This is a genomic window from Microcoleus sp. F4-D5 (assembly GCF_036704885.1).
GTDB lineage: Bacteria > Cyanobacteriota > Cyanobacteriia > Cyanobacteriales > Microcoleaceae > Microcoleus.
On sequence record NZ_JAUBSX010000090.1, the window covers coordinates 23101 to 29771 of the forward strand.

Consider the following 6671-nt stretch of genomic DNA (forward strand, 5'->3'; position numbering starts at 1 on the left):
GGAATTTTGCATCTAACGGCATTTAAAGGTGAATCGCTCAACGGCTAACAATTCGCAATTTGGGTTTCCGAAGATGCCGCCATCGCTGCAATTGCGACAGTATCAGCGAGTGGCGGTTGCTAATTGGTTTGCGAATCAGGGACGCGGTACGCTGAAGATGGCGACGGGTAGCGGCAAGACGATTACTGCGCTGGCGATCGCCGCTGAATTATACAATAAAATTAACCTCCAAGTCCTGCTCGTAATTTGCCCTTACTGTCACCTAGTGAATCAGTGGGCGCGCGAATCCGAGAAATTTGGTTTAAAACCTATTTTGGCTTTTGATAGCGCCCGCAGTTGGCAAAAAAAGCTGGCTGGGGGTTTGTATGAAGTGCGATCTGGCGATCGAGCATTTCTGACAATCATCACCACTAACGCCACATTAATGTCCGATAGCTTGCAATCGCAACTGCGCTATTTCCCAGAAAAAACTCTGATTATTGGAGACGAAGTTCACAACTTAGGTGCGCCCCGTTTAGGAGAAAGTTTGCCGCGCAATATTGGACTGCGACTCGCCCTTTCTGCCACCCCAGAAAGGCATTTCGACGAACAAGGAACCGAAGCTATTTTAGATTATTTCGGCCCAGTTTTGCAGCCAGAACTCACCTTAGCCGACGCCATCCGCCAAAAAGCATTAGTACATTATTTATACTATCCAATTTTAGTGGAATTGACCGAAGCCGAAACCCGCAAATATTCCCGCTTAACTCAAAAGATTGGCTGGGCGCTGTGGGGCGATGAAAAAGTAGAAGAAAACGATACTTTAACAACTTTATTAATGCAGCGGGCCCGGTTAATTGGAGCGGCGGCCAATAAATTAACAGCTTTGCGAGAATTAATGATTCACCGTCTCGACACCGCCCACACTTTATTTTACTGCGGCGACGGTGCGATCGAAGGAGGTGCGCGCCGAAATAACAACCGCCAACTAACAGAAACCGCGAAGTTATTGGGTTCAGAATTAGGCTACCGAGTTAACACTTATACGGCGGCAACTTCTCTAGCAGAAAGAGAACGATTGCGCCAGCAATTTGAGAGTGGAGAATTGCAAGGTTTGGTAGCGATTCGCTGTTTGGATGAAGGCGTGGATATCCCTGCAATTCGCAATGCTGTAATTTTAGCAAGCAGCAGCAATCCGCGCCAGTTTATTCAGCGCCGAGGACGGATTTTGCGGCCGCATCCGGGGAAGGAAAGGGCAACTTTATTTGACATGATAGTTTTGCCTCCAGATTTGGGCAGAGAAACCTTAGAAGTCGAGCGCAATTTGCTGCGAAAAGAGTTGAAGCGGTTCTTGGAATTTGCAGATTTAGCTGACAATGCTGGGGAAGCTAGAGTTAAATTGCTGCAACTTCAGAGGCGTTACGGGCTATTAGACATTTGACATTTATTAAGGTTCGGTTTATGTTTGAGAATAGAGAATTATTCGATCGTAGTTTGAGTTGCTAGTTTAGTTCGCGATCGCACCCAGACTTCAGAAACCAGGTTTCTTTGTAGATTTCTCGTGAGTGTTGGCAAAACTCGTAGAAACTGGGTTTCTCGCCCCTGAGCCTAGCCCCTGTATGTTTTAATATTTGCAAAAAAAATATGACGGAAAATCTGAATGAAAATTTGATTATGGCATTTAGATATGAAGATAGTGCGATCGCAGCCGTACCGACAAGCATTTTAGCAGAAAAGCGTTCTGCTTATCAAACTCATCAGGAATTCAGCGACGTACAGCAACCAATTACTAGCGCGCCACCGGAAGTACGTCAAATTATCGAGCGGGTATTGGAAATTGAAAAAGATAAGTTGTACATGAGAGCTCCCCGCCACATTAACGATGACATTTTAAAAATCATTAAGCAAGCAATTGTATGAAGTTAATCTCAATTACTCTGTGCAACTTTCGTCAATTTTACGGCAAAAGCCCCGAAATTAAACTAGCTTGGGGTCGGCAAAATATTACAGTAATTCACGGTAATAACGGCGCTGGAAAAACTGCCTTGATGAATGCCTTTACGTGGGTACTTTACGGAGAATTTAGCGCGGCTTTTGCGGCGGAAGAACAATTAGTAAACAAGCGCGCTCTGGCTGAGGCAGAAATGGGAAAAGCCGTAGGTTGTTGGGCGGAAATTGTGTTTGAACACGACAGCACGCGCTACCAAGCAAGACGCATTCGTCGTGCTTATAAAAGTGAAAACACTGTAGAACATGGCAAGGATGAATTGTTCCTGAATGTAGCAAAAGATAACGGTCTCTGGCTGAAGCCGGATCAGCATCCCGATGATATTATCGGGCGGATTTTGCCGGAAAGTTTACATAAATATTTCTTTTTTGATGGGGAGCGAATCGAGAAAATCGTCCGCCACGACAAGAAGGCAGAAATTGCAGAAGCAACTAAGGAGTTGCTGGGTGTGGAAGTCTTGAATAGATCGGTCCGGCATTTAGGAGAAGCAAAAAAATCTCTAGAGACAGATTTAAATATAATTGGGAATGCTGAAACGAAGAAACTTTTAAAAGACAAGCAAAAAATTGAGCAAGAAGCCGAGCAACTTTCGAGCAGACAAGTAGAAATAGAGCGGGAATTGGTGAACCAAGGGGAGTTAAAAAAAGCAGTTAATGGTAACTTGTTGGAACTTAGCGGTGCGGCAGATTTACAAAAGTTGCGAGACGAATTGGAAATCCAGAAAAGTTTACTTAAGCAACAAATTTCACAAGCTACAGATGCTCTCAAGCGATCAATTTCTGTGCGCGGTTACGCGGTATTTCTGTCAGATGCGGCGGCTGAATTTGAAGTAATAGTCGGGGGTTTGCGGGAAGGTGGCTCGTTGCTTTCGGGGATTCAGCGACCGTTTTTGGAAGAGTTATTAGCGCAGCAGCGGTGTATCTGCGGTGCGGAATTAGTGGAGGGTTCTGAGTCTCGCCAACAGGTTAGCGGTTGGATTGATAAGGCGGGTGTTGGGGATGTGGAAGAAACAACTATTCGGATTAGCGATCGGGTAAATGAAATTGATAGGCAAGTGGCTGATTTTTGGGATGAAATTGACCGACAGCAAGGCAATATCAGCCGTGACAGAACCGAACTTTCTAGGGTGGAAACGCAGTTAGACGATATTCACAACAAACTGCGAAATTTTCCTGACGGCGATGTCAGCCGCTTGCAAAAGCGCTTGGATGAAATTGAGGCAAAAATTGGCGAGTTGCACCGGGAAACAGGCTCTAACCAGCAGCAGATTGAGAGTTTGAAGGCGTCGAACGCGAATCTGGACAAGCAAATCGACAAGCAGCAACTGAACGAGCAAAGGCAAGTATTGGCCCAGCGCCGGATTGCTGCGACTCAGGATGCGATCGATCGCCTAACTGAAGTGCGATCGCGCTTAGAAAAACAGTTTTGTTCTCAGTTGGAAAAGCGGGTGCAAGATATTTTCAGTCAAATTTCTTTTACTCCTTACATCCCCAAGTTGAGCGATAAATACGAACTGACGCTAGTAGAAAATACGTCGGGCAAAGAATCTTTAGTTCCCGCTTCTACAGGAGAAAATCAAATTCTCAGTTTATCATTTATCGGCGGAATTATTGAGGGCGTGCGTGAGTGGAGTCAAAAGAATACTTTGATGGGCCCGGATAGCAGTACATTTCCAATTGTGATGGATTCTCCCTTTGGCAGTTTGGACGAGATTTATCGCAAGCAAATAGCGAACAAGCTGCCGAAGTTGGCGAATCAATTGGTAGTTTTGGTAACGAAAACTCAGTGGCGCGGAGAAGTTGCTCAAGAGATGGAAAGTTGCATTGGCAGGGAATACGTGCTGGTGTACAATTCTCCGAAAGCTGATTGCGAAGAAGATGCGATCGAACTTGGCGGGACGCGCTATCCTTTAGTTAAGCGCAGTCCAAATGAATTTGAATATACGGAAATTGTAGAGGTAGATTATGGCTTCTAATTCGGCAATTACGCAAGCTTTGGAAACGGATATTTGGGTGAAGGCGACGTGGGAAGAGTTTCTGAATTTGGCTGAGGATTCAGCATGGGAAAATGGCAAGTTTTATTACTATCAAGAACACATGAGGGTAGAAATGTCACCAGTAGGGCCATTGCACGGTAGCGATAATTCGATTGTTTCCTATGTGGTTATTCTGTTTGCGACGTTGAGAAATATCCGAGTAGTTCAGTTTGCAAATACCAGTTTTCGCAAAGCAGGTATCCGCGAGTTTCAACCCGATCTAGCTTACTACATCGGTTCAGATTTGAGAGTGCCTCCTAAAGACAGCAATTCACCTGTTAATTTGGATCAATACGATGCGCCTAATTTGGTAATAGAAATTGGTGCATCTTCTTGGAATGATGATTTAGGCAGCAAGCGGTTGCTTTACGAAGACGCAGGAATTAGCGAATATTGGGTGGATCGTGCGAATACGCAGGAGGTTTTTGCGTTTGCGATTAATGGCGGAGGTAGCGGGAGAATTCAAGAGTCGCGGGTTTTACCTGGGCTAGAAATCCGGTTAGTTGAGGAAGCTTTGAATCGGAGTCAAACGCAAGATGATGGGGAAATTAATCGCTGGTTGATTCAAATTTTTAGTCAAGGTTGAAAGGAGTTTGACGTGGAATTTGAATATACGGAAATAGTAGAGGTGGATTATGGCTTCTAATTCGGCAATTACGCAGGTTTTGGAAACGGATATTTGGGTGAAGGCGACGTGGGAAGAGTTTCTAAATTTTGCTGAGGATTCAGCATGGGAAAAGGGCAAGTTTTATTACTATCAAGAACACATGAGGGTAGAAATGTCACCAGTAGGGCCATTGCACGGGCGTCAAAATTCAATTATGGCCTGTGTAGTTATTCTGTTTGCAACATTGAGAAATATCCGAGTAGTTCAGTTTACTAACACAAGTTTTCGCAAAGCAGGTATCGGCGAGTTTCAGCCGGATTTAGCTTACTACATTGGTTCAGATTTAAGAGTGCCTCCTGATGATAGCAATTCTGCTGTTGATTTAAATCAATACGATCCGCCTAATTTGATAGTGGAAATTGGAGCGTCTTCTTTTAACGATGATTTAGGCAGCAAGCGGTTGCTTTACGAAGACGCAGGAATAAGTGAATATTGGGTTGAACGTGCAAACACGCGGGAGGTTTTTGCGTTTGCAATTAATGGCGGAGGTAGCGGGAGAATTCAAGAGTCGCGGGTTTTAGCGGGGCTGGAAATCCGGTTAGTGGAGGAAGCTTTGAACCGGAGTCAAACAGAAGATGATGGGGAAATAAATCGCTGGTTGATTCAAACTTTTACTCAAGGTTGAAGGGGGTTTGACGTGGAAAAAGAGTATCATAAGTTGGTGCGCGATCGCATTCCTGAAATTATTCGCAAAAGCGGGAATGAATGCGAGGTTGTAATTTTGTCGGAGGCAGAATACCGTCAAGCTTTGCTGCAGAAATTGATTGAAGAAGCGGGGGAAGCGGCCCAGGCCCACGACGAAGATTTGGTGGCGGAATTAGCGGATTTGTATGAGGTAATAGATGCGGTGATGGCGAGTTTTGGCATTTCGGGCGATCGACTTTTGGCGGAAAAAATGAAGCGGCGGGAAGCAAGAGGAGGTTTTGCCAAAAAAATTATGTTGTTGCGGACATTCTGAAAATTATCTGCGTTTATCTGTGTTTATCTGCCTCAAATCTGCGGTTACTCTATCAATCAAATGACTCACTTAAAAATTACATATTAATCCCAATGGCTGCTAACAAAATTAGAATTGCTAAAGATAAAGCGGAGTTAGTCAAATCATTAACTTTATCGGATAACAACACTGGCCCTTTCCAGACTTACGCCGATGTCATCGCTTTCGCCGCATCCTTGGGAAAGCAGCGGAAAAAACGATCGCCTTTGGGGGAAATTTCTAAACGAGAACCGGGTGCGATAGATGTTGATATTTTTATATCGAGGGGTTACGATATGGCGATTAAACTAATTGCGATCGCCGAAACCAAAAATCCTCAAATTCTCTCCCATCTCGACGAAAAATTGGAAGCAGAACGCTTGCAAATTTTTGAAGAATATGCTAATGGCGGACTGGAAATTTTGCGAGAAGAGTTGCGGGGTGCGGCGGATTATACCGATCGCCTTTTGTTGGTTTTGATTTCTGAAAGAGACAACCAGCATCGGTCAAATGAAGAATTCGATTTAAGCAAGTTTTTATTTTAATAGGTTTTCAATGAAGCACATCCCAAAAGATATAATCAAGAGATGCTTAAAGCAATCTGCAAAATTTCTTGCTTACAGTTACTCAGCATTTATTATTTGCTATTTCCTTCTCAAACTAATCTTTTGGGATAGAATAGGGATTATTGCCTTAATTAGCACTTTTATCCCCTTAATTTTCTTCCCTACTTTCCTGCTTCCCATCATCGGATTGTTAATTATCAAAAAAAGATGGTTCACTATTATTTCTGCGATCGCCTGCATTATCCTAATAAGTTGGCTGCACGTCAAATACTTTAGCCCCCAACCAATAAACATCACAAATTCGCAGCCCAGTATCAAAGTTTTATCCCATAACCTCAGTTGGTATAAAACTCAGTCACCTACGGGAGCATCCCGGTTTTGTAAATATCCCCAAATCAGCGTAAAATAGTTAAAATTAATAGAAGCGTTAAAAAAAGTCG

Annotated in this window: 7 protein-coding genes; all 7 read left to right on the top strand. The window is 43.8% G+C overall.

Translation table 11 applies throughout. From position 1 onward, the window contains the following. The first annotated feature begins 73 nt into the window (after window positions 1-73). The 7 genes from QUA80_RS28515 (at window position 74) to QUA80_RS28545 (ending at window position 6210) form a co-directional block, all read left to right on the top strand. Window positions 74-1420, top strand: a complete 1347-nt coding sequence (locus tag QUA80_RS28515; protein WP_333428342.1) for a DNA phosphorothioation system restriction enzyme — start codon at window positions 74-76, stop codon at window positions 1418-1420. 203 nt (window positions 1421-1623) lie between these two features. Then, a complete protein-coding gene (locus tag QUA80_RS28520) occupies window positions 1624-1899 on the top strand; it encodes a hypothetical protein (RefSeq protein ID WP_333428336.1) in 276 nt (91 codons plus the stop codon). Next, window positions 1896-3962, top strand: coding sequence for an AAA family ATPase (locus QUA80_RS28525; RefSeq protein ID WP_333428337.1), 2067 nt, complete (start codon window positions 1896-1898; stop codon window positions 3960-3962). Before QUA80_RS28520 ends, QUA80_RS28525 begins: the two co-directional genes overlap by 4 nt. After that, a complete protein-coding gene (locus QUA80_RS28530; protein WP_333428338.1) occupies window positions 3952-4608 on the top strand; it encodes a Uma2 family endonuclease in 657 nt (218 codons plus the stop codon). Before QUA80_RS28525 ends, QUA80_RS28530 begins: the two co-directional genes overlap by 11 nt. A gap of 49 nt (window positions 4609-4657) precedes the next feature. After that, complete coding sequence (locus QUA80_RS28535) at window positions 4658-5314, top strand: Uma2 family endonuclease (RefSeq protein WP_333428339.1); 657 nt, start codon at window positions 4658-4660, stop codon at window positions 5312-5314. Between the two features lie 12 nt (window positions 5315-5326). Next, window positions 5327-5647: a nucleoside triphosphate pyrophosphohydrolase gene (locus QUA80_RS28540; protein ID WP_333428340.1), complete on the top strand. Its 321-nt coding sequence runs from the start codon at window positions 5327-5329 to the stop codon at window positions 5645-5647. Between the two features lie 92 nt (window positions 5648-5739). Further along, window positions 5740-6210 carry a DNA phosphorothioation-associated protein 4 gene (locus QUA80_RS28545; protein ID WP_333428341.1) on the top strand — a complete coding sequence of 157 codons (471 nt, stop codon included), beginning with the start codon at window positions 5740-5742 and terminating at the stop codon, window positions 6208-6210. Window positions 6211-6671 lie beyond the last annotated feature (461 nt).